Genomic DNA, 21,953 nt, shown 5'->3' with positions numbered 1-21,953 from the left:
AGGCTTACTCCTCGCGCAGGGTCTGGATCATGTAGTTGACGTCAACGTCGCTGGCCAGTTTGTAGTGCTTGGTCAGCGGGTTGTAGGTCAGGCCGATGATGTCCTTGACGGTCAGCCCGGCCTGGCGGCTCCACGCACCCAGTTCGGACGGGCGGATGAATTTCTTGAAATCGTGGGTGCCGCGCGGCAGCAGCTTCATGATGTATTCGGCGCCGATGATCGCGAACAGGTAGGCCTTGGGGTTGCGGTTGATGGTGGAGAAGAACACCTGGCCGCCCGGCTTGACCATGCGGAAGCAGGCGCGGATCACCGACGATGGGTCTGGCACGTGCTCCAGCATTTCCAGGCAGGTGACCACGTCGAACTGCTCAGGCATTTCCTCGGCCAGGGCTTCGGCGGTGATCTGGCGATATTCCACGCTCACGCCGGATTCCAGCTGGTGCAACTGGGCCACGGCCAGCGGCGCTTCGCCCATGTCGATCCCCATCACGGTGGCGCCGCGCTGGGCCATGGCTTCGCTGAGGATGCCGCCGCCGCAACCAACGTCCAGCACCTTCTTGCCGGCCAGGTTGACGCGTTCGTCAATCCAGTTGACCCGCAGCGGGTTGATGTCGTGCAGGGGTTTGAACTCGCTTTCGCGGTCCCACCAGCGGTGGGCCAGGGCTTCAAACTTGGCGATTTCGGCGTGGTCGACGTTGCTCATGGTGAATCCTCTAAATCTGATAAATCGGTTTGTCGGTCCTGAACACGTAGGTTCAGAGCCAGCGTTATTCGGTGTGCCCGCTGATGCGTTTTCCCCAGGCGATGGCCGTGGCGGTCAACTGTTGTTCATCCATGCGGGTGAGTTGCCGGTCGTCGAGCAACTGCTTGCCGGCGACCCAAAGGTGTTTCACGCAATCGCGTCCGGTGGCATATATAAGCTGTGAGACCGGATCGTAGATCGGTTGTTGCGCCAGCCCCGTCAGATCGAAGGCGACCATATCCGCCGCCTTGCCCACTTCCAGGGAGCCGATTTCACTTTCCAGGCCCATGGCACGCGCACCGTTGAGCGTAGCCATGCGCAGCGCACGGTGGGCGTCCAGGGCGGTGGCCGAACCCGCGACGGCCTTGGCCAGCATCGCGGCGGTACGGGTTTCACCCAGCAGGTCCAGGTCGTTGTTACTGGCGGCGCCGTCGGTGCCGATGGCCACATTGACGCCCGCCTGCCATAGACGCTCCACCGGGCAGAAGCCACTGGCCAGTTTCAGGTTCGATTCCGGGCAATGGATCACGCTGGTGTTGCTTTCTACCAGCAAAGCCAGGTCGTCCTCGCTGATTTGGGTCATATGAACGGCCTGGAAGCGCGGGCCCAGCAAGCCGAGGCGTCCCAGGCGCGCCAACGGCCGCTCGCCGGTCTGTTCGACGGCCTGTTGTACCTCGAAAGCGGTTTCATGCACATGCATATGGATCGCGGCGTCCAGCTCTTCGGCGATGACCCGGATCTTTTCCAGGTTGGCATCGCACACCGTGTAGGGCGCGTGGGGGCCGAAGGTGATCTTGATGCGCGGATGGTGCTTGAGGTCGCCGAACAGCTCGATGCCCTGGCGGATCGCCTCATCGGCGGTGCCGGCGCCGGGAATCGGGAAGTCGAGGATCGGAATCGCGATCTGCGCACGCATGCCACTGTTGTGCACGCAATCGCTGGCGACCTTGGGGTAGAAGTACATGTCCGAGAAGCAGGTGATACCGCCCTTGAGCTGCTCGGCAATGGCCAGGTCGGTGCCGTCACGCACGAAGGCCTCGTCGACCCACTTGGCTTCGGCGGGCCAGATGTGTTTTTCCAGCCAGGTCATCAAGGGCAGGTCATCGGCCAGGCCGCGAAACAGGCTCATCGCCGCATGCCCGTGGGCGTTGATCAGGCCGGGACTGAGCAGCATGCCCGGCAGTTCGCGCACTTCAGCGGCCGACAGCTTCAACGCCGCAGCCCGTGGACCGATAAAGGCGATACGCCCATTGCGGATGCCCACGCCATGGTCCTTGAGCACCACGCCGGCGGGTTCGACAGGTACCAGCCAGGTTGGCAGTAGCAATAAGTCGAGCGGGGCGGCAGTGGAGGTCATCGCAGGCTTCTTCCCGGGCAGCTATAAAAGAAGCGCGAAGTATACCCGAGCGTCCTGGCTGGCGGATCGCTATAATCGGCGGCTTTTGTTGATGAGTACGGGGTGACGGATGCGCGATCGACTGTTGGCAGCGGAGAAAGTGAAGGCCATCGATTGGCGTGATGGCACGCTGCACCTGCTCGATCAACGCGCCCTGCCGTCCCAGGAGCGCTGGGTGGCCTGCTCCACGGTCGATGCAGTGGCTGCGGCCATTCGCGCCATGGTGGTGCGTGGCGCATCGGCGATCGGCATCAGCGCGGCCTATGGCCTGGTGCTCGCCGCTCGCGAGCGTATCGCCGAGGGCGGTGACTGGCAGGCCGCCTGGGAAGAGGACTACGCACTACTGGCCGATACCCGTCCGACCGCCTCGAACCTGTTCTGGGCGCTCAAGCGCATGCGCGATCGCCTGGATCGCGTCAAGAAGCACGCCGATCCGCTGGCGGTGCTGGAGGCCGAAGCGATCGCTATCCATGAAAGCGACCGGGAAGCCAACTTCGTCATGGCCCAGTTGGGCGTTGAGCGGATTCGCAAGCATCAGGGCAACGCCCAGGCGATCTTGACCCATGGCAACGCCGGCGCCTTGGCAACCGGCGGTGTCGGCACGGCCCTCGGGGTGATTCGCGCGGCGTTCCTGGAAGGCTTGGTCGAGCACGTCTACGCCAATGAAACCCGCCCATGGCTGCAAGGCTCGCGGCTGACCGCCTGGGAACTGGCGGGCGAGGGGATCCCGGTCACCGTGAATGCCGACTCCGCCGGCGCGCATCTCCTCAAGACCAAGGGCATCACCTGGGTGATCGTCGGCGCCGATTGCATTGCCGCCAATGGCGATGTGATCAGCAAGATCGGCACCTATCAATTGGCGGTGTGCGCCATGCACCACGGCGTGCGTTTCATGGTGGTGGCGCCGAGTTCGAGCCTGGACCTGATGATGGCCACTGGTGACGATGTGGCCCTGGAGGAGCGCGATCCCGGTGAACTGCTGGAGGTCATGGGGCAGCGCTTGGAGGTCAATGCGTTTAATCCGGTATTTGATGTGACCCCGGCCGACCTGATCGATGTGATCGTGACTGAGAAGGGCGTGGTTGAGCGGCCGGATACGGCGAAATTGGCCAAGCTGATGTGCCGTAAGCGGCTGCATTGAGGGCTGTGGTGTCTGTGAAATGGCTATCGTGGGCAAGCCCCCTGCCACATTTTGACTGTTCACAATTAAAGTGTGGAATGGGCTTGCCCCCGATTGGCCCTGAAAGTCAATAAAACCCTCGGATCCGCCCTCAAAAAAAAGCACCACCCCATCTCTGAGCCCCTCTCGGCCTCCTCAAGCCTGTCATCCGTCAAATTACTAGTCTCCATGCGCATCAGGGGGATAGGTGCGTGGCGGCGATTGTGATAACATCCGGCGGTTTCCAGGGCCGCCCCCAGGGGGGGGCCATAACGTGCAGATCCGTGTCATAACTCGTTGATTTGTCGTAAGTCGTTGTCAGGCAGTGTGCCGGCGACGGCGAGCTTCGTTCGTCCCATATGGATGCGACGAGGTTTCACCCGAAAAAGGAATCAGGCTTCTCATGGGCGAACTGGCCAAAGAAATCCTCCCGGTCAATATCGAAGACGAGCTGAAACAGTCCTACCTCGACTACGCGATGAGCGTAATTGTCGGTCGGGCACTGCCTGATGCGCGCGATGGCTTGAAGCCCGTGCACCGGCGTGTGCTGTTCGCAATGAGCGAGCTGGGTAACGACTGGAACAAGCCGTACAAGAAATCTGCCCGTGTTGTCGGTGACGTGATCGGTAAGTATCACCCTCACGGCGACACTGCGGTGTACGACACCATCGTTCGGATGGCCCAGCCGTTTTCCCTGCGCTACCTGCTGGTAGACGGCCAGGGCAACTTCGGTTCGGTCGACGGCGACAACGCCGCGGCCATGCGATACACCGAAGTGCGCATGACCAAGCTGGCGCACGAGCTGCTGGCCGACCTGCATAAAGAAACCGTGGACTGGGTGCCGAACTACGACGGTACCGAAATGATCCCGGCGGTCATGCCGACCCGGATCCCCAACCTGCTGGTCAACGGTTCCAGCGGTATCGCCGTGGGCATGGCCACCAACATCCCGCCGCACAACCTCGGTGAAGTCATCGACGGTTGCCTGGCCCTTATCGACAACCCTGAGCTGACCGTCGATGAGCTGATGCAATACATCCCGGGCCCGGACTTCCCGACCGCTGCGATCATCAACGGTCGCGCCGGCATCATCGAAGCCTACCGCACCGGTCGCGGCCGTATTTACATGCGCGCCCGCTCGATCATCGAGGACATCGACAAGGTCGGTGGCCGCCAGCAGATCGTCATCACCGAACTCCCGTACCAGTTGAACAAGGCGCGTCTGATCGAGAAGATCGCCGAGCTGGTTAAAGAGAAGAAACTCGAAGGCATCACCGAACTGCGCGACGAATCCGACAAAGACGGTATGCGCGTGGTGATCGAGCTGCGTCGTGGCGAAGTGCCTGAGGTGATCCTCAACAACCTCTACGCCCAGACCCAGCTGCAAAGCGTGTTTGGTATCAACGTGGTTGCACTGATCGACGGCCGCCCACGCATCCTGAACCTCAAGGACCTGCTGGAAGCCTTCGTGCGTCACCGTCGCGAAGTGGTGACCCGCCGTACCGTGTTCGAATTGCGCAAGGCCCGTGAACGCGGCCACATCCTGGAAGGCCAGGCGGTTGCATTGTCGAACATCGACCCCGTCATCGCCCTGATCAAGGCCTCGCCGACCCCGTCGGAAGCCAAGGAAGCCCTGATCAAGATGCCATGGGAATCCAGCGCCGTCGTGGCGATGGTTGAACGTGCCGGTGCCGACTCGTGCCGCCCGGAGACCCTGGACCCGCAATACGGCCTGCGTGACGGCAAGTACTTCCTGTCGCCGGAACAGGCTCAGGCCATCCTGGAACTGCGCCTGCACCGCCTGACCGGCCTGGAACACGAGAAGCTGCTGGCCGAGTACCAGGAGATCCTCAACCAGATCGGCGAGCTGATCCGCATCCTCAACAGCGCCGTGCGCCTGATGGAAGTGATCCGCGAAGAACTGGAAGTGATCCGCGCCGAATACGGCGACGTGCGCCGCACCGAAATCCTCGATGCGCGCCTCGACCTGACCCTGGGTGACATGATCCCGGAAGAAGAGCGCGTGGTGACCATCTCCCACGGTGGCTATGCCAAGACCCAGCCATTGGCTGCGTACCAGGCCCAGCGTCGTGGCGGTAAAGGTAAATCGGCTACCGGCGTGAAGGATGAGGACTACATCGCCCACCTGCTGGTCGCCAACAGCCACACCACGCTGCTGCTGTTCTCCAGCAAGGGCAAGGTGTACTGGCTCAAGACCTACGAAATCCCGGAAGCCTCCCGCGCTGCCCGTGGTCGTCCGTTGGTCAACCTGCTGCCGCTGGACAGTGATGAATACATCACCACCATGCTGCCGGTCGAGGAATACACCGAAGGTCACTTCATCTTCATGGCCACCGCCAAAGGCACCGTGAAGAAGACCCCGCTGGAATCCTTCAGCCGCCAGCGCAGCGTGGGCCTGATCGCCCTGGAGCTGGACGAAGGCGACGTGCTGATCAGCGCGGCCATTACCGATGGCGAGCGTGAAGTCATGCTGTTCTCCGACGGCGGCAAGGTCACTCGCTTCAAGGAATCCGACGTTCGCGCCATGGGCCGTACCGCCCGCGGTGTGCGCGGCATGCGCCTGCCGGAAGGGCAGAAGCTGATTTCGATGCTGATCCCGGAAGAAGGCAGCCAGATCCTCACCGCTTCCGAGCGTGGTTATGGCAAACGCACCGCCATCAGCGAGTTCCCGGAGTACAAGCGTGGCGGCCAGGGCGTTATCGCCATGGTCAGCAACGACCGCAACGGCCGTCTGGTCGGCGCGGTCCAGGTGCTCGATGGCGAGGAAATCATGCTGATTTCCGACCAGGGCACCCTGGTGCGTACCCGTGTGGCCGAAGTGTCGAGCCTGGGCCGTAACACCCAGGGTGTGACCTTGATCAAACTGGCCAAGGACGAAAAACTGGTCGGCCTGGAGCGTGTCCAGGAACCATCGGAAGTCGAAGGCGAAGAGCTGGAAGGTGAGGAGTTCGAAGGCGAGGTGATCGCAACCGGCGATGACAGCGTCGACGAGCCAACCCTCGATGCTGCCGCAGACGAAGAAGAACCGCAGGAATAAGCGGACACACAGGGGGCGGATGAAGATTCGCCCCCTTGTTGTTTGTCCCCTTTGAAAGAACAACGCCGCCCCCTGTAGGAGCGAGCTTGCTCGCGAAAATCGTCAACGATAACGCGAGCTGCCTGATGCGCCCTTGCGCTCTCGGGTTTTTCGCGAGCAAGCTCGCTCCTACCGTGTTTGATTTCAGTCCCACCAGATCAGAGAGATTGGATGTGAGCAAGAGAGCCTATAACTTCTGTGCCGGTCCCGCGGCGCTTCCTGAAGCAGTCCTGCAGCGTGCGCAGGGTGAACTCCTCGACTGGCATGGAAAAGGCCTCTCCGTGATGGAAATGAGCCATCGCAGCGATGAGTTCGTGTCCATTGCCACCAAGGCCGAGCAGGATCTGCGCGACTTGCTCGACATTCCATCCAACTACAAAGTGCTGTTCCTGCAAGGCGGCGCGAGCCAGCAGTTCGCCCAGATCCCGCTGAACCTGCTGCCGGAAGGCGGCACTGCCGACTACATCGACACCGGTATCTGGGGGCAGAAGGCTATTGAAGAGGCTTCGCGCTACGGTCATGTCAATGTGGCCGGCACTGCCAAGCCCTACGACTACTTCGCCATTCCCGGTCAGAACGAATGGAAGCTGTCCAAGGACGCAGCCTACGTGCACTACGTCGCGAACGAAACCATTGGCGGCCTGGAGTTCGACTGGGTGCCGGAAGTCGGCGACGTTCCGCTGGTGTGCGACATGTCCTCGGACATCCTCTCGCGGCCTATCGATGTGTCGCGCTACGGCATGATCTACGCCGGCGCGCAGAAGAACATCGGCCCGAGCGGCATCCTGGTCAATATCGTGCGTGAGGACCTGCTGGGTCGCGCCCGTTCACTGTGCCCGACCATGCTCAACTACAAGGTCGCGGCCGACAACGGCTCGATGTACAACACCCCGCCGGCCTTCGCCTGGTACCTGTCGGGCCTGGTGTTCGAGTGGCTGAAGGAGCAGGGCGGCGTGGCGGCCATGGGCAAGCTCAACGAAGAGAAGAAGCGCACCCTGTACGACTTCATCGACGCCAGCGGCCTGTACAGCAACCCGATCAACCTCACCGACCGCTCGTGGATGAACGTGCCGTTCCGCCTGGCCGATGACCGCCTGGACAAGCCATTCCTGGCCGGTGCCGACGCCCGTGGCCTGCTGAACCTCAAGGGTCACCGTTCGGTAGGTGGCATGCGCGCCTCCATCTACAACGCTGTGGACATTCACGCGATCAATGCGCTGGTTGCCTACATGGCAGAGTTCGAAAAGGAACACGGCTAATGTCTGAACAAGAACTCAAGGCCCTGCGTGTACGCATTGACAGCCTGGACGAGAAAGTCCTGGAGCTGATCAGTGAGCGTGCGCGCTGCGCCCAGGAAGTGGCACGGGTGAAGATGGCGTCCCTGGCGGAGGGCGAAGTGCCGGTGTTCTACCGGCCGGAGCGTGAAGCCCAGGTGCTCAAGCGCGTCATGGAGCGTAACAAGGGCCCACTGGGCAACGAAGAGATGGCGCGGTTGTTCCGTGAAATCATGTCGTCGTGCCTGGCGCTCGAGCAGCCGCTGAAAGTGGCCTACCTCGGCCCGGAAGGCACCTTCACCCAGGCGGCGGCCATGAAGCACTTCGGCCACGCGGTGATCAGCAAGCCCATGGCGGCCATCGACGAGGTGTTCCGTGAAGTGGCGGCCGGCGCGGTGAACTTTGGCGTGGTACCGGTGGAAAACTCCACCGAAGGCGCGGTCAACCACACGCTGGACAGCTTCCTTGAGCACGACATGGTGATCTGCGGCGAAGTCGAGCTGCGCATCCACCATCACCTGCTGGTGGGTGAGAACACCAAGACCGACAGCATCAGCCGCATCTATTCCCACGCCCAGTCCCTGGCCCAGTGCCGCAAGTGGCTGGATGCGCATTACCCGAATGTGGAGCGCGTGGCGGTGTCCAGCAACGCCGAAGCGGCCAAGCGGGTCAAGGGTGAATGGAGTTCGGCGGCGATCGCCGGTGATATGGCGGCAGGTCTGTATGGCCTGACGCGCCTGGCCGAGAAAATCGAGGATCGCCCGGACAATTCCACGCGCTTCCTGATGATCGGCAGCCAGGAAGTGCCGCCGACCGGCGACGACAAGACTTCGATCATCGTCTCCATGAGCAACAAGCCCGGCGCGCTGCATGAGCTGCTGGTGCCGTTCCACGATAACGGGATTGACCTGACGCGCATCGAGACGCGTCCTTCGCGCAGCGGTAAATGGACTTACGTGTTCTTTATCGACTTTATCGGCCACCACCGCGATCCGCTGGTCAAGGGCGTGCTGGAGAAGATCAGTCAGGAAGCCGTGGCACTCAAGGTGCTGGGCTCTTACCCGAAAGCGGTTTTGTGAGGCTTTAACATGAGTGGCAACTTCCTCGCCCTGGCCCAGCCGGGCGTGCAACAACTGTCGCCGTACGTTCCGGGCAAGCCTGTGGACGAGCTGGCGCGTGAGTTGAACCTGGACCCCTCCAAGATCGTCAAGCTGGCGAGTAACGAGAACCCACTGGGCCCAAGCCCCAAGGTGTTGGCGGCGATTCGCGAAGAGTTGGCCGAGCTGACCCGTTACCCGGACGGCAATGGCTTCGCCCTCAAGTCCCTGCTGGCAGAAACATGCCGGGTCGAGCTGAACCAGGTCACCCTGGGCAACGGTTCCAATGACATCCTCGAGCTGGTCGGGCGTGCCTACCTGGCGCCGGGCCTGAACGCCGTGTTCAGCGAGCACGCGTTTGCGGTCTACCCGATCGTCACCCAGGCGGTCGGTGCCGACGCCCGTGTTATCCCTGCCAGGAACTGGGGCCATGACCTGCCGGCCATGCTGGCCGCCATCGACGCCCAGACCCGCGTCGTGTTTATCGCCAACCCGAACAACCCGACCGGCACCTGGTTCGATGCGCAGGCGCTCAACGACTTCCTGCAGGACGTGCCTGAGCATGTACTGGTGGTGTTGGACGAGGCCTACATCGAGTACGCCGAAGGCAGCGACCTGCCGAACGGCCTGGATTTCCTGGCGGCCTACCCGAACCTGCTGGTGTCGCGCACCTTCTCCAAGGCCTATGGCCTGGCCTCGCTGCGGGTCGGCTATGGCTTGTCGACAGCGGTGGTGGCCGATGTGCTGAACCGCGTGCGCCAACCGTTCAACGTCAACAGCCTCGCCCTGGCGGCAGCCTGTGCGGCGGTGAAGGATGCCGAGTATCTGGAAGAAGGTCGCCGCATCAACGCAAGCGGCATGCTGCAGTTGCAGGATGGCTTCCGTGCGTTGGGCCTGGGCTGGATTCCCTCCAAGGGCAACTTCATCTGTGTCGACCTTGGTCAAGTGGCCGCCCCGGTATTCCAGGGGCTGCTGCGCGAAGGTGTGATCGTGCGGCCGGTGGCCAACTACGGCATGCCGAACCACCTGCGGATCACCATCGGCTTGCCGGCTGAAAACAGCCGCTTCCTGGAGGCGCTGGCCAAGGTCCTGGCTCGTGGTTGATGTCACTGCATTGCAACCTGCCGTGCCTATGATCGGTCGCCTGGTGGTGGTCGGCCTGGGCTTGATCGGTGGCTCCTTCGCCAAAGGCCTGCGCGAAAGCGGGCTGTGCGGCGAAGTAGTCGGTGTGGACCTGGACCCGCAATCGCGCAAGCTGGCGGTGGAGTTGGGCGTGGTGGATCGCTGCGAGGCGGACCTGGCGCTGGCGTGCCAGGGGGCTGACGTCATCCAGCTCGCTGTGCCGATCCTGGCCATGGAGAAGCTGCTGGCGGTATTGGCCGGTATGGACCTGGGCCAGGCGATCCTGACGGACGTCGGCAGTGCCAAGGGCAATGTGGTGCGGGCGGCGCAACAGGCTTTTGGCGGCATGCCGTCGCGCTTTGTGCCGGGCCATCCGATTGCCGGTTCCGAGCAGAGCGGGGTGGAAGCGTCCAATGCGCAGCTGTTCCGCCGCCATAAAGTGATCCTGACGCCGCTGGAACAAACCGATCCGGCCGCGCTGGCCGTGGTGGATCGTCTCTGGCGTGAGCTGGGGGCGGACGTGGAGCATATGCAGGTCGAACGCCACGACGAAGTGCTGGCGGCGACCAGTCATTTGCCCCATCTGTTGGCATTCGGCCTGGTGGACTCCCTGGCCAAGCGCAACGAAAACCTCGAGATTTTCCGTTACGCCGCCGGTGGCTTCCGCGATTTCACGCGGATTGCCGGCAGCGATCCGGTGATGTGGCACGACATCTTTCTCGCCAATCGCGAAGCGGTGTTGCGCACCCTGGACACCTTCCGCAGTGACCTCGACGCCTTGCGCGACGCGGTCGATGCCGGGGATGGCCATCAATTATTGGGCGTGTTCACCCGTGCGCGTGTGGCGCGTGAGCATTTCAGCAAGATCCTGGCTCGCCGGGCCTATATGGAAACCGCTGTGAACGCCGATGACCTGACTTTCCTCGCCAACCCGGGCGGCCGCTTGAGCGGGCGTATCCGGGTGCCGGGTGACAAGTCGATCTCCCATCGCTCGATCATGCTCGGCTCGTTGGCCGAGGGCGTGACGGAGGTGGAAGGGTTCCTTGAGGGTGAAGACGCCCTGGCGACCCTGCAGGCGTTTCGCGACATGGGCGTGGTGATTGAAGGGCCGCACCATGGGCGCGTGACCATTCATGGTGTGGGCTTGCACGGCTTGAAGCCGGCGCCGGGGCCGATCTACCTGGGTAATTCCGGTACGTCCATGCGCCTGCTGTCCGGTTTGTTGGCGGCACAACGCTTTGACAGCGTGTTGACCGGCGATGCTTCCCTGTCCAAGCGCCCGATGAACCGCGTGGCCAAGCCATTGCGGGACATGGGGGCGGTGATCGAGACCGGGCCGGAAGGGCGTCCGCCGCTGACCATTCGTGGCGGCCAGGCGCTCAAAGGCATGAGCTATGCAATGCCGATGGCCAGTGCCCAGGTCAAATCCTGTCTGTTGCTGGCGGGGCTGTATGCCGAAGGTCAAACCGCAGTGACCGAGCCTGCGCCGACCCGTGACCATACCGAGCGTATGTTGCGCGGTTTTGGTTACCCGGTTGCGGTGGAAGGCGCTACCGCATCGGTGGAATCGGGTCATGTACTGACGGCTGCCCATATTGAAGTGCCGGGGGACATCTCCTCTTCGGCATTCTTCCTAGTGGCGGCTTCGATTGCCGCGGGCTCCGAGTTGTTGCTGGAGCATGTCGGCATCAACCCGACCCGCACCGGGGTGATCGATATCCTGCGGTTGATGGGGGCCGATATCACCTTGGAAAACCCGCGCGAAGTGGGTGGCGAGCCTGTCGCTGACCTGCGGGTGCGGGCAGCTGTATTGAAGGGTATCGAGATTCCAGAAGCGCTGGTGCCCCTGGCTATTGATGAATTCCCGGTGTTGTTCGTCGCGGCCGCCTGCGCTGAAGGCCGGACCATTTTGCGGGGCGCCGAAGAGTTGCGTGTTAAGGAGTCCGACCGTATCCAGGTCATGGCCGACGGTCTGCAGGTGTTGGGAGTGAAGTGTGAACCGACCGCCGATGGGATTATCATTGACGGTGGCCTGATGGGCGGTGGTGAAGTCCATGCCCATGGCGATCACCGGATTGCCATGGCCTTCAGCGTGGCTTCCCTGCGGGCGGCTGCGCCGATTCGTATCCATGACTGCGCCAATGTTGCTACGTCTTTTCCGAACTTTCTTACACTGTGTGCCCAAGTCGGCATCCGTGTTGCCCAAGAGGCTCAATTGTGAATATCAAAGCACCGGTGATTACCATCGACGGGCCAAGCGGCTCGGGCAAAGGCACGATCGCCGGCATCCTGGCCAAGCGCCTGGGCTGGTGCCTGCTGGATTCCGGCGCGTTGTACCGCCTGCTGGCGTTTGCCGCACGCAACCATGGCGTCGACCTGACCAACGAAGAATCCCTGAAGCTGCTGGCCGCGCACCTCGATGTGCAGTTCGTCGGCGCGACGGAAGGTCATCCCCAGCGCATCATCCTGGAAGGGGACGATGTGACCGATGACCTGCGTAACGAGCAGGTCGGCTCCTGGGCCTCCCAGGTTGCCGCGCTGCCGGCGGTGCGTGATGCGCTGTTGCAGCGTCAGCGGGCTTTCCAGGAGCCGCCGGGGCTGGTGGCCGATGGCCGCGACATGGGCACGGTGGTGTTTCCCGAGGCGCCGCTGAAGATTTTCCTGACCGCCAGCGCCGAGGAGCGGGCTCGCCGCCGCTACTTGCAGTTGAAGGGCAAAGTCGATGGTGTTAGTCTGTCGAGTCTGCTAGATGAGATCCGTGCACGCGATGAGCGTGATACCCAGCGCGCAGTAGCCCCGCTCAAGCCGGCGGCTGATGCCATACAGCTGGATTCCACGGAGTTGTCCATCGAGCAGGTGCTGGAACGCATCTTGAGTGAAATCGCCATTCGCGATATCGCCGGGTGATCAAGAAGGCCGCAGGGGACCAGTCATAGTCCTGCGGTGGCTTCTTTTAACTGAAACTGACCCACACCGTCTGGGGTGTGGAGATGGGCGTATTCTTCGCCCTTATCAACAGGAATTAAAATGAGCGAAAGCTTTGCGGAACTCTTTGAAGAAAGCCTAAAAACCCTGAACCTTCAGGCAGGCTCCATCATCACCGGTGTTATCGTTGATATCGATTACCAAGCTCGCTGGGTAACCGTTCACGCTGGTCTGAAGTCTGAAGCTCTGATCCCGCTGGAACAGTTCTACAACGATGCTGGTGATCTGACAATCAATGTCGGTGACGAAGTTCACGTTGCTCTGGACTCGGTTGAAGACGGTTTCGGTGAAACCAAGCTGTCCCGTGAAAAAGCCAAGCGCGCTGAATGCTGGATTGTTCTCGAAGCAGCCTTCGCAGCTGAAGAAGTGGTCAAGGGCGTTATCAACGGTAAGGTTAAAGGCGGCTTCACTGTCGACGTTAACGGCATCCGTGCGTTCCTGCCAGGTTCTTTGGTCGACGTTCGTCCTGTGCGCGACACCACGCACCTGGAAGGCAAGGAACTCGAATTCAAGGTCATCAAGCTCGACCAGAAGCGCAACAACGTTGTCGTTTCCCGTCGCAGCGTCCTGGAAGCAGAGAACTCCGCCGAGCGTGAAGCTCTGCTGGAATCCCTGCAGGAAGGCCAACAAGTCAAAGGTATCGTCAAGAACCTCACCGATTACGGCGCATTCGTCGATCTGGGTGGCGTCGATGGCCTGCTGCACATTACCGACATGGCTTGGAAGCGTATCAAGCATCCTTCCGAAATCGTCAATGTTGGCGACGAGATCGATGTCAAGGTTCTGAAATACGATCGCGAGCGCAACCGTGTTTCCCTGGGCCTGAAGCAACTGGGTGAAGATCCATGGGTCGCTATCAAAGCCCGTTACCCAGAAAGCACTCGCGTCACCGCACGTGTTACCAACCTGACCGACTACGGCTGCTTCGCTGAGCTGGAAGAAGGCGTTGAAGGCCTGGTACACGTTTCCGAAATGGACTGGACCAACAAGAACATCCACCCTTCGAAAGTCGTACAAGTCGGCGACGAAGTGGAAGTCATGGTTCTGGACATCGACGAAGAGCGTCGTCGTATCTCCCTGGGCATCAAGCAGTGCAAATCTAACCCATGGGAAGATTTCTCTGGCCAGTTCAACAAGGGCGATAAAATCTCCGGCACCATCAAGTCGATCACCGATTTCGGTATCTTCATTGGTCTGGACGGCGGCATCGACGGCCTGGTTCACCTGTCCGACATCTCCTGGAACGAAGTTGGCGAAGAAGCTGTTCGTCGTTTCAAGAAGGGCGACGAGCTGGACACCGTTATCCTGTCGGTTGACCCAGAGCGCGAGCGCATCTCCCTGGGTATCAAGCAACTGGAAAGCGATCCGTTCTCCGAGTACGTTCAAGAGAACGACAAAGGCGCAATCGTTAAAGGCACTGTGAAAGAAGTTGACGCCAAAGGCGCCATCATCGTTCTGGCCGACGATATCGAAGCGACTCTGAAAGCCTCCGAAATCAGCCGTGACCGCGTTGAAGACGCGCGCAACGTTCTGAAAGAAGGCCAGGAAGTAGAAGCCAAGATCATCAGCGTCGATCGCAAGAGCCGCGTGATCCAACTCTCCATCAAGTCGAAAGACGAAGTGGAAGAGAAAGAAGCCATCCAGAGCCTGAAATCGGCTCCGGAAGCTGCAACAGGCGAGACCACCATGGCCTCCCTGCTGCGCGAAGCAATGGCTAAACAGAACTAAGTTCTGTAAGGCTGTTAAAAAGGGCGACTTCGGTCGCCCTTTTTTATGCCTGAAATTCGCTGAATCAACACGCAAGAACCAAGGCAGACGCCTTGGTGTCAGAGCTGAATAGAGTATTGATAAAGGCGCTCCCGTGTTTTTAAGGATTTCGATGAACAGGCTTATCGTGGTGTTCGCAGTAGTAATGCTTGCAGGCTGTTCCGTTACCAGCGCCAAAACTCACGCGAGGCGCGGTGTCAGCGGCATTGAGGTCGATTGCTCGGGGTTGGGCAACAACTGGGATAAGTGCGAGAAACGCGCCGCCCGCGAATGCAGGATGCAGGGCTATAAGGTCATCACCAGGTCCAGCGACGCCAAGGACGAAGAGGGTGATTACTTGTTCGGTTGGAACCCTGCAGGAGCGGTCACTCGTACCATGCTCGTGATCTGCAATTGAGAGTGTGGGTCGCTCATGGCGGCGTTATTCAAACGGCAGATAAGTTGGTAGATGGGCTGTTCAAATTCATCAAGTCATGCTAAAACCTTCGAAGCGCTTTTCCTAGCTGCTTGAAAAAGAAGGGAAAAATATGACGAAGTCGGAGTTGATCGAACGAATTGTCACCCATCAAGGGCTGCTTTCATCCAAGGATGTGGAGCTGGCTATCAAGACCATGCTTGAGCAAATGTCCCAGTGCCTCGCGACCGGGGATCGAATTGAGATCCGTGGGTTTGGCAGTTTTTCGCTGCACTACCGCGCGCCAAGGGTAGGGCGGAATCCTAAGACTGGGCAGTCGGTGAGTCTGGATGGGAAATTTGTGCCTCATTTCAAGCCGGGGAAGGAATTGCGGGATCGGGTGAATGAGGATGAGGAAGAAGGGGTTTAAATTGATTTAGCTTGGAGGGGCGGAGTATGCACAGATTCAAGCGAATTATTTTGGCTGTGGTTGTCTTATTTTTCGTATTTTTTGTGTTGGCCTTTGTGCTGGAAAATCAGCAAACTGCATCGCTGTTGTTTTTTGGTTGGTCTACAGTCGAGCTTCCGATTTCAGTTTTTGTGACCCTGTCATTAATCGTGGGGATGATGGTTGGGCCTGCGCTAGGGTTGTTAATAGGCTCAAGACGCCTTGGCCGAAAAGCCTAATCTGGCTTTCAGGTAGTAGGGGGAAGATTTACAGTCTATGTAATCGACGGCGTTTGCTCCGTTTTAACAGTTGATCCATGCTGTTTGCCCTCATATTTGCGTTCGCTTTTGACTTTGGGAGTGCAGCGCTTAGAATAGCCCCCAATTTCAATAACCTCATCTTCAACTGCACTGCACTGCACATAGCTGATTTTTCAGGCTGTAGGCTAGCAAACTTCGACGTGTTCCTTGAGCCTTTCACCGTTAGGCATTTTCTATGGGCTTGTAAGCTTATGGACTGCACATATTGAGGTTGCTAGAAGCTTGTCGTGTGGTGCGCGTTGCATAGGACACATTATGTTCAGCGGAAAAACGCTTCTTATCACTGGTGGTACCGGTTCATTCGGGAATGCAGTGCTTAAACGCTTCCTCCATACTGATATCGCTGAAATTCGCATCTTCAGTCGTGATGAGAAGAAGCAGGATGATATGCGCAAGCGCTACACGAACGCCAAGCTGAAATTCTACATCGGCGACGTCCGCGATTATCAGAGCGTGCTTAACGCTACCCGTGGCGTCGACTATATATTTCACGCCGCAGCGCTGAAGCAGGTTCCCTCCTGTGAATTTCATCCGATGGAAGCCGTCAAGACAAACGTCATCGGCACCGAGAACGTGCTTGAGGCCGCAATCCAAAATGCAGTCAAGCGCTTGGTCTGCTTGAGTACTGACAAAGCTGTCTATCCTATCAACGCCATGGGTATTTCCAAGGCGATGATGGAAAAAGTGATGGTGGCCAAGTCTCGCAATGTAGACGACGAAAAAACCGTTATCTGCGGCACCCGCTACGGTAATGTCATGGCATCCCGCGGCTCAGTGATCCCGCTGTTCATCGAACAAATTCGTGCAGGGCAATCCTTGACGTTGACGGATCCGAATATGAGTCGGTTTATGATGACGCTCGCAGATGCCGTCGACCTGGTGTTGTACGCTTTCGAGCATGGTCGTAATGGTGATCTTTTCGTACAGAAAGCGCCTGCAGCAACGGTTGAAACCTTGGCTCGGGCTTTGACCTCAATGATGGGTAAACCTGAGCACCCTATTCAGATAATTGGTACTCGTCATGGCGAGAAGCTTTTTGAGGCTTTGCTGAGTCGGGAAGAGATGGCGTGTGCCGAAGATAAGGGTAACTATTATCGCGTGCCGCCAGACTTGCGGGATCTGAACTACTCCAAGTTCGTGGAGCTTGGTGAAGAGAAAATCTCCCGTACAGAAGATTACAACTCTCACAATACAGAAAGACTGGATGTGGCTGGTATGCAGCGTCTTTTGCTTAAGCTTGAGTTCATGCAGGCAATCCAGCGTGGCGAGCAAGCCACGCCGGAGGAGTGAGCGATGAAGGTCCTTATCACTGGCGCCAACGGTTTTGTCGGTAAGAACCTTATCTCGCACTTGGAGGAGCGCAAGGATGTTCAAGTTCTCTCCTTCTCTCGCGAAAACAGTATCACTGAGTTGCCCGCTTTGGTGGCTGATTGTGATTTTATTTTCCATTTGGCTGGGGTCAATCGACCGCAGTCATCTGACGAGTTTAAGGTGGGCAATACCGACTTGACTGTTTCGCTTTGCGAAGCAATTAAGTCGAGCGGCAGGTCCATCCCAGTACTCTATGCCTCGTCTACCCAAGCCGACCAGGCTAACCCCTACGGCGCAAGCAAGTTGGCCGCTGAGCAGGCATTGCTAGAGTTGCAGGCGAGCCTTGGTTCTAAGGTTGAGATCTTGCGCTTGCCTAATGTATTTGGTAAGTGGGCACGCCCGAATTATAACTCGGCTGTCGCAACGTTCTGTCACAACATCACTCGAGGCTTGCCAATCCAGGTCAATGACAGGAATGCACTGGTCAACTTGGTTTATATTGACGATGTTGTCGATTGCTTCATTAGAGCTATGAACGCAGGATCATCTGTCGAGTATGTTGCCCAAGTACATCCCATATATAGCATCACTGTGGGTGATTTGGCTGACCAATTGCTCGCCTTTCGCGAAAGTCGTGACTCACTGATCAGTGAAGCTGTTGGTGCGGGACTAACACGTGCACTTTATTCGACTTATGTCAGTTACCTGCCCGTTGAGCAGTTTACTTATGAGTTGCATAAGCATGGCGACCCACGTGGTGTTTTTGTAGAAATGCTCAAGACCAAAGACAGTGGTCAATTTTCTTATTTCACCGCTCATCCTGGTATCACGCGCGGCGGGCATTATCATCACAGCAAGACAGAAAAGTTTCTGGTAATCAAAGGGAATGCCTGCTTCCGCTTTCGTCATATAGTTTCTGGTGAGTTTTACGAATTGGTTACCCATGGTGATCGCCCGCAGGTCGTGGAAACGGTACCAGGTTGGACTCACGATATTACCAATGTTGGTGAGGAAGAAATGATCGTAATGTTGTGGGCGAATGAGATTTTCGACCGGGAGCGGCCGGATACTTTTGCAAGGCCCGTAGGAACTCATGCCTGAGCGTCCAAGAGGCACAAACCCGATGTTAATGATTCTGGAAAGAGTGTTGAGATGAAAAAACTGAAAGTAGTCACAGTTGTAGGCACCCGTCCGGAAATCATCCGTTTATCGCGCGTGATGGCCGAGTTGGACAAGCATTGTGATCACATTCTGGTGCACACCGGACAGAATTATGATTACGAATTGAACGAGATTTTTTTCCGAGATCTTGGTATTCGTACACCCGACTACTTTTTAAACGCAGCAGGCGTCAGTGGCGCCCAAACCATAGGTAACGTTATCATTGCAGTAGATCGAGTGCTGGAGGACGTTAAGCCAGAAGCATTGTTAGTGCTCGGTGATACCAATAGTTGTATGGCAGTCATTCCGGCAAAACGTCGAAGAATTCCGACTTTTCACATGGAGGCTGGTAATCGCTGTTTCGATATGCGCGTTCCGGAAGAGATCAATCGTCGCATTGTCGATCATACTGCAGACATAAATCTTACCTACAGCAGCATCGCACGCGATTACTTGCTGCGTGAAGGCCTGCCGCCAGACATGGTTATCAAGACCGGTAGTCCAATGTTTGAAGTGCTCAATTATTATCGGGACGGTATCGAAGCGTCTGATGTGCTGAAGAGGCTCGGATTGGAGGCTGGAAAGTTTTTTGTCGTGAGCGCTCATCGCGAAGAGAATATTGACTCAGACAAAAACTTTCTGAAGTTGGTCGACGTACTCAATACCGTCGCCGCACATTATGACTTTCCGGTTATTGTGAGTACTCACCCTCGCACGCAAAAACGCGTAGATGTCATGGGGGTAAAATTTCACAAGAATGTACAGCTTCTCAAACCATTAGGTTTCAAGGATTACAACAAGTTGCAGCTGACTTCCAAGTCGGTTTTGTCGGATAGCGGCACGATTAATGAAGAGTCATCTATTCTTGATTTTCCGGCGCTTAATATCCGTGAGGCACATGAGCGTCCTGAGGGAATGGAGGAGGCTGCCGTCATGATGGTTGGTCTGGAAGTTGAGCGTGTCATGCAAGGTCTGCAGTTATTGGAAAGCCAGGCAACGAGGCAGCAACGAACGCTGCGACTTGTGGCGGACTATAGCATGCCAAATGTTGCCGAGAAGGTGGTTAGGATCATCCATAGCTATCGTGACTATGTAATGCGTACTGTATGGAAGCAATATTGATTGGAAAGGCTCGGGCAGGAAAAGCCGCTAAAAATATTGGTGGTTACCCAGTATTTTTGGCCTGAAAACATGCGCATCAATAATATGGTCCAAGGTTTTGTATCCAAGGGGCATGAGGTTACGGTGCTCACGGGCTTACCTAACTATCCGGAAGGAAAAATTTATGCGGATTTTCTGAGTGAGCCTGCGCAGTTCTCCACGTATAACGGTGCACGAATTATTCGGGTGCCAATAATATCCAGGGGAAAGCGAAGTGTTACGCTGGCCCTAAACTATCTCTCGTTTTTTATAAGTGCCTCGACTATCGGAAGCTATAAGCTAAGAGGGCAGTCATTCGACTCAATTTTTGTGTTTGCGGTCTCTCCTATCATGGTCACTATTCCAGCTTTGCTACTTGGACGACTGAAGAAGGCACCGGTGTTTGTATGGATTCTTGATTTGTGGCCTGAGTCCTTAAGTGCTGTGGGGTTTACCAAGAACCCTACGTTGCTCCGTTTGGTGGGCAAGATGGTGTCTTGGATCTATAATCGTGCCGATTATCTATTGCTGCAGTCGCGCTCATTTGACGACAATGTCAGAAGTTATTGCACTCGTTCAATTTCAATCGACCGGCTTGTGTACTTCCCTAGTTGGGCCGAGGATGATTTTTCAGGTGATCTTCAAGCCACTTCTGATCTATTGCCCCGCGATGACTCAGTCTTCACCATCCTGTTCGCTGGCAATCTTGGTGAGGCACAGGACTTTCCAACCATTCTAGAAGCGGTCAAAGCGACCCGCGCGGAATTGCCTGTGCGCTGGGTGATTGTGGGGAGCGGCCGCGCCAGCGAGTGGCTGATCGAACAGGTAGCAGAACACAAGATGGATAATGTTCTGCTGCTGGGAAGACATCCACTGGAGAAAATGCCCGCGCTTTTTGCCGCAGCAGACGCGCTGCTGGTGTCTTTGAAGACCAATGAGGTTTTTGAAAAAACGATTCCGGGCAAAGTTCAGGCCTATCTTGCATCGGGTAAGCCCATCATCGCAATGATCGATGGTGAGGCTGCCAGAGTTGTCGTCGAGTCTGCAGCTGGAATGGCTTGTAGCTCCGGAAATGCCCAAGGGTTGGCTGAAATCGTACGGAAGATGAGCGCTTTGCCTGTGCGAGAGCTTGAGGGGATGGGCCAGTCCGGTCGGCGTTACTACCTTGAACATTTTTCAAAGACGATGTTGTTCGAGCGTCTTGAGGCTCTTTTCAGAACTGCCACTTTAAGACGAGATGATAAATGATGGAAAAGCGCTGCCCCGCAGTATGTATGTTTTTTTTGACGGGGGTATAGCTGAATTTTGGTGTTTCGAAGAGATGACCAGCTTTGCTGGAGTTTGCTACATATACACTTGGCATGCCCAAAAAATAACAAGTGGTGGAAATAGTCAGGCAATCTTCGAATAACCTTACAAACTTGAATAGGCACAGCCATAGGGCTTGACCTTACTTGTCCGTATTTTGCTTCAGGAACTTATTTTTACATGGTTATCTGGTTAGTATTCGCGGTGGTACTGATAGGGTCTCTTCTATCTACGGGGGGGCTACGACGCTATGCCTTGTCGCGTAGCCTTATGGACATACCTAACGGGCGTAGTTCGCACTCTGTGCCGACACCGCGTGGTGGCGGGGTCGCGATTGTTCTGACCTATTTGACGGCATTGGTGTTGATGGCGTTCGTCGGGTCAGTCAATTGGACTGTAACTGTAACTTTGCTCGGTAGCGGTGCGTTGATTGCGTTGGTTGGATTTCTCGATGATCACGGGCATATAGCTGCGCGTTGGCGCCTTTTAGCTCATTTTTTTGCGGCAGCTTGGTCACTTTTCTGGATGGGGGGGTTGCCTCCTGTCACCCTGATGAGTATCACTGTAGATCTTGGCTGGCTTGGTCATTTACTTGCGGCTGTATATCTGGTTTGGATGCTTAATCTGTATAATTTTATGGATGGGATCGATGGTATCGCCAGCGCAGAGGCCGTTTGTGTCTGCTTGGGGGCATGTTTGGTGTACTGGTTGACGGGGCATGAAGACCTCATCATGCCGCCTATTTTACTGGCATTGTCCGTACTTGGTTTCCTGTATTGGAATTTCCCTCCCGCGCGTATTTTCATGGGTGATGCGGGAAGTGGCTTTCTAGGTATTGTGATTGGTGCTCTTTCATTGCAAGCCGCTCGGGTAGATAGTGAGTTTTTGTGGGTGTGGCTGATTTTGTTGGGGGTATTTATTGTTGATGCCACCTTTACCCTCTGGCGACGGTTGTGGCGCGGAGACAAGATATACGAAGCGCATCGCAGTCATGCCTATCAGTATGCATCACGTCTAGCTGGACGCCATTTGCCAGTAACTTTGGCGGTGACCGCCATTAACCTACTCTGGCTGCTACCGATAGGCGTTTGTGTCGGATTAGGGTTCGATGGCTTTTGGGGCTTTCTGTTGGCCTATGCCCCGTTGATATTGCTGGCTATTAAGTTTCATGCTGGTGAGTTGGAAAAAACTGGATAATTTTTGCTTTGCTCAAGGATCTCGCGGGACGTAGA

Annotated in this window: 18 protein-coding genes; 16 read left to right on the top strand and 2 right to left on the bottom strand. The window is 57.2% G+C overall.

Annotation, left to right across the window (positions count from 1 at the left end):
• Nucleotides 1-4: 4 nt before the first annotated feature.
• Together ubiG and BFQ01_RS29815 are read right to left on the bottom strand one after the other, a co-directional pair.
• A complete protein-coding gene (gene ubiG / locus BFQ01_RS29820) occupies nt 5-703 on the bottom strand; it encodes a bifunctional 2-polyprenyl-6-hydroxyphenol methylase/3-demethylubiquinol 3-O-methyltransferase UbiG (protein WP_003172645.1) in 699 nt (232 codons plus the stop codon).
• Nucleotides 704-767: 64 nt separating this feature from the next.
• Nucleotides 768-2,099 (bottom strand): TRZ/ATZ family hydrolase, encoded by a 1,332-nt coding sequence (locus tag BFQ01_RS29815; RefSeq protein WP_065928118.1) that lies wholly within the window; start codon nt 2,097-2,099, stop codon nt 768-770.
• Between the two features lie 109 nt (nt 2,100-2,208).
• Here BFQ01_RS29815 and mtnA point away from each other — a divergent pair, with 109 nt between their 5' ends.
• The 16 genes from mtnA (at nt 2,209) to BFQ01_RS29735 (ending at nt 21,918) form a co-directional block, all read left to right on the top strand.
• A complete protein-coding gene (gene mtnA / locus BFQ01_RS29810; protein WP_065928117.1) occupies nt 2,209-3,279 on the top strand; it encodes an S-methyl-5-thioribose-1-phosphate isomerase in 1,071 nt (356 codons plus the stop codon).
• A 421-nt stretch (nt 3,280-3,700) separates the two neighbouring features.
• On the top strand, nt 3,701-6,355 hold the full coding sequence (gyrA, locus tag BFQ01_RS29805) for a DNA gyrase subunit A (protein ID WP_065928116.1): 2,655 nt from the start codon (nt 3,701-3,703) through the stop codon (nt 6,353-6,355).
• A 212-nt stretch (nt 6,356-6,567) separates the two neighbouring features.
• Nucleotides 6,568-7,653: a 3-phosphoserine/phosphohydroxythreonine transaminase gene (serC, locus tag BFQ01_RS29800; RefSeq protein ID WP_065928115.1), complete on the top strand. Its 1,086-nt coding sequence runs from the start codon at nt 6,568-6,570 to the stop codon at nt 7,651-7,653.
• The gene (gene pheA, locus BFQ01_RS29795) at nt 7,653-8,747 is read left to right on the top strand and encodes a prephenate dehydratase (RefSeq protein ID WP_032892790.1); all 1,095 of its coding nucleotides are present in this window, start codon (nt 7,653-7,655) and stop codon (nt 8,745-8,747) included. Before serC ends, pheA begins: the two co-directional genes overlap by 1 nt.
• A 9-nt stretch (nt 8,748-8,756) precedes the next feature.
• Complete coding sequence (gene hisC / locus BFQ01_RS29790) at nt 8,757-9,869, top strand: histidinol-phosphate transaminase (RefSeq protein WP_065928114.1); 1,113 nt, start codon at nt 8,757-8,759, stop codon at nt 9,867-9,869.
• Between the two features lie 28 nt (nt 9,870-9,897).
• Nucleotides 9,898-12,108, top strand: coding sequence for a bifunctional prephenate dehydrogenase/3-phosphoshikimate 1-carboxyvinyltransferase (locus tag BFQ01_RS29785; protein ID WP_065928289.1), 2,211 nt, complete (start codon nt 9,898-9,900; stop codon nt 12,106-12,108).
• Complete coding sequence (gene cmk, locus BFQ01_RS29780) at nt 12,105-12,794, top strand: (d)CMP kinase (RefSeq protein WP_003172653.1); 690 nt, start codon at nt 12,105-12,107, stop codon at nt 12,792-12,794. The genes BFQ01_RS29785 and cmk overlap by 4 nt, the downstream gene beginning before the upstream one ends.
• A 120-nt stretch (nt 12,795-12,914) precedes the next feature.
• A complete protein-coding gene (gene rpsA, locus BFQ01_RS29775; protein WP_027604177.1) occupies nt 12,915-14,600 on the top strand; it encodes a 30S ribosomal protein S1 in 1,686 nt (561 codons plus the stop codon).
• 151 nt (nt 14,601-14,751) lie between these two features.
• On the top strand, nt 14,752-15,036 hold the full coding sequence (locus BFQ01_RS29770; RefSeq protein ID WP_027604176.1) for a hypothetical protein: 285 nt from the start codon (nt 14,752-14,754) through the stop codon (nt 15,034-15,036).
• 130 nt (nt 15,037-15,166) lie between these two features.
• Nucleotides 15,167-15,463: an integration host factor subunit beta gene (ihfB, locus tag BFQ01_RS29765; RefSeq protein WP_003218804.1), complete on the top strand. Its 297-nt coding sequence runs from the start codon at nt 15,167-15,169 to the stop codon at nt 15,461-15,463.
• Nucleotides 15,464-15,489: 26 nt separating this feature from the next.
• Nucleotides 15,490-15,720: a DUF1049 domain-containing protein gene (locus BFQ01_RS29760; protein ID WP_065928113.1), complete on the top strand. Its 231-nt coding sequence runs from the start codon at nt 15,490-15,492 to the stop codon at nt 15,718-15,720.
• Between the two features lie 336 nt (nt 15,721-16,056).
• Nucleotides 16,057-17,091 carry a polysaccharide biosynthesis protein gene (locus BFQ01_RS29755; protein WP_065928112.1) on the top strand — a complete coding sequence of 345 codons (1,035 nt, stop codon included), beginning with the start codon at nt 16,057-16,059 and terminating at the stop codon, nt 17,089-17,091.
• Nucleotides 17,092-17,094: 3 nt separating this feature from the next.
• The gene (locus BFQ01_RS29750; protein WP_065928111.1) at nt 17,095-18,213 is read left to right on the top strand and encodes a UDP-2-acetamido-2,6-beta-L-arabino-hexul-4-ose reductase; all 1,119 of its coding nucleotides are present in this window, start codon (nt 17,095-17,097) and stop codon (nt 18,211-18,213) included.
• Between the two features lie 51 nt (nt 18,214-18,264).
• Nucleotides 18,265-19,395 carry a non-hydrolyzing UDP-N-acetylglucosamine 2-epimerase gene (gene wecB, locus BFQ01_RS29745; RefSeq protein ID WP_065928110.1) on the top strand — a complete coding sequence of 377 codons (1,131 nt, stop codon included), beginning with the start codon at nt 18,265-18,267 and terminating at the stop codon, nt 19,393-19,395.
• Between the two features lie 69 nt (nt 19,396-19,464).
• On the top strand, nt 19,465-20,661 hold the full coding sequence (locus BFQ01_RS29740; RefSeq protein ID WP_083244962.1) for a glycosyltransferase family 4 protein: 1,197 nt from the start codon (nt 19,465-19,467) through the stop codon (nt 20,659-20,661).
• Nucleotides 20,662-20,901: 240 nt separating this feature from the next.
• Entirely contained in the window at nt 20,902-21,918 is a 1,017-nt protein-coding gene (locus tag BFQ01_RS29735; RefSeq protein WP_065928108.1) for an MraY family glycosyltransferase, read from the top strand.
• Nucleotides 21,919-21,953: the final 35 nt, after the last annotated feature.

It is taken from the genome of Pseudomonas sp. 8 R 14 (assembly GCF_900005955.1).
Taxonomy (GTDB): Bacteria; Pseudomonadota; Gammaproteobacteria; order Pseudomonadales; family Pseudomonadaceae; genus Aquipseudomonas; species Aquipseudomonas marginalis.
The sequence above is the reverse complement of the archived record's forward strand: the minus strand, read 5'-3'. Positions and strand labels throughout refer to the sequence as shown.

Coding starts and splice junctions, on each gene's coding strand:
- ubiG (WP_003172645.1), bottom strand. CDS start 703: ATGAGCAACGTCGACCACGCCGAAATCGCCAAGTTTGAAGCCCTGGCC.
- BFQ01_RS29815 (WP_065928118.1), bottom strand. CDS start 2,099: ATGACCTCCACTGCCGCCCCGCTCGACTTATTGCTACTGCCAACCTGG.
- mtnA (WP_065928117.1), top strand. CDS start 2,209: ATGCGCGATCGACTGTTGGCAGCGGAGAAAGTGAAGGCCATCGATTGG.
- gyrA (WP_065928116.1), top strand. CDS start 3,701: ATGGGCGAACTGGCCAAAGAAATCCTCCCGGTCAATATCGAAGACGAG.
- pheA (WP_032892790.1), top strand. CDS start 7,653: ATGTCTGAACAAGAACTCAAGGCCCTGCGTGTACGCATTGACAGCCTG.
- hisC (WP_065928114.1), top strand. CDS start 8,757: ATGAGTGGCAACTTCCTCGCCCTGGCCCAGCCGGGCGTGCAACAACTG.
- BFQ01_RS29785 (WP_065928289.1), top strand. CDS start 9,898: ATGATCGGTCGCCTGGTGGTGGTCGGCCTGGGCTTGATCGGTGGCTCC.
- rpsA (WP_027604177.1), top strand. CDS start 12,915: ATGAGCGAAAGCTTTGCGGAACTCTTTGAAGAAAGCCTAAAAACCCTG.
- BFQ01_RS29770 (WP_027604176.1), top strand. CDS start 14,752: ATGAACAGGCTTATCGTGGTGTTCGCAGTAGTAATGCTTGCAGGCTGT.
- ihfB (WP_003218804.1), top strand. CDS start 15,167: ATGACGAAGTCGGAGTTGATCGAACGAATTGTCACCCATCAAGGGCTG.
- BFQ01_RS29760 (WP_065928113.1), top strand. CDS start 15,490: ATGCACAGATTCAAGCGAATTATTTTGGCTGTGGTTGTCTTATTTTTC.
- BFQ01_RS29755 (WP_065928112.1), top strand. CDS start 16,057: ATGTTCAGCGGAAAAACGCTTCTTATCACTGGTGGTACCGGTTCATTC.
- BFQ01_RS29750 (WP_065928111.1), top strand. CDS start 17,095: ATGAAGGTCCTTATCACTGGCGCCAACGGTTTTGTCGGTAAGAACCTT.
- wecB (WP_065928110.1), top strand. CDS start 18,265: ATGAAAAAACTGAAAGTAGTCACAGTTGTAGGCACCCGTCCGGAAATC.
- BFQ01_RS29740 (WP_083244962.1), top strand. CDS start 19,465: ATGCGCATCAATAATATGGTCCAAGGTTTTGTATCCAAGGGGCATGAG.
- BFQ01_RS29735 (WP_065928108.1), top strand. CDS start 20,902: ATGGTTATCTGGTTAGTATTCGCGGTGGTACTGATAGGGTCTCTTCTA.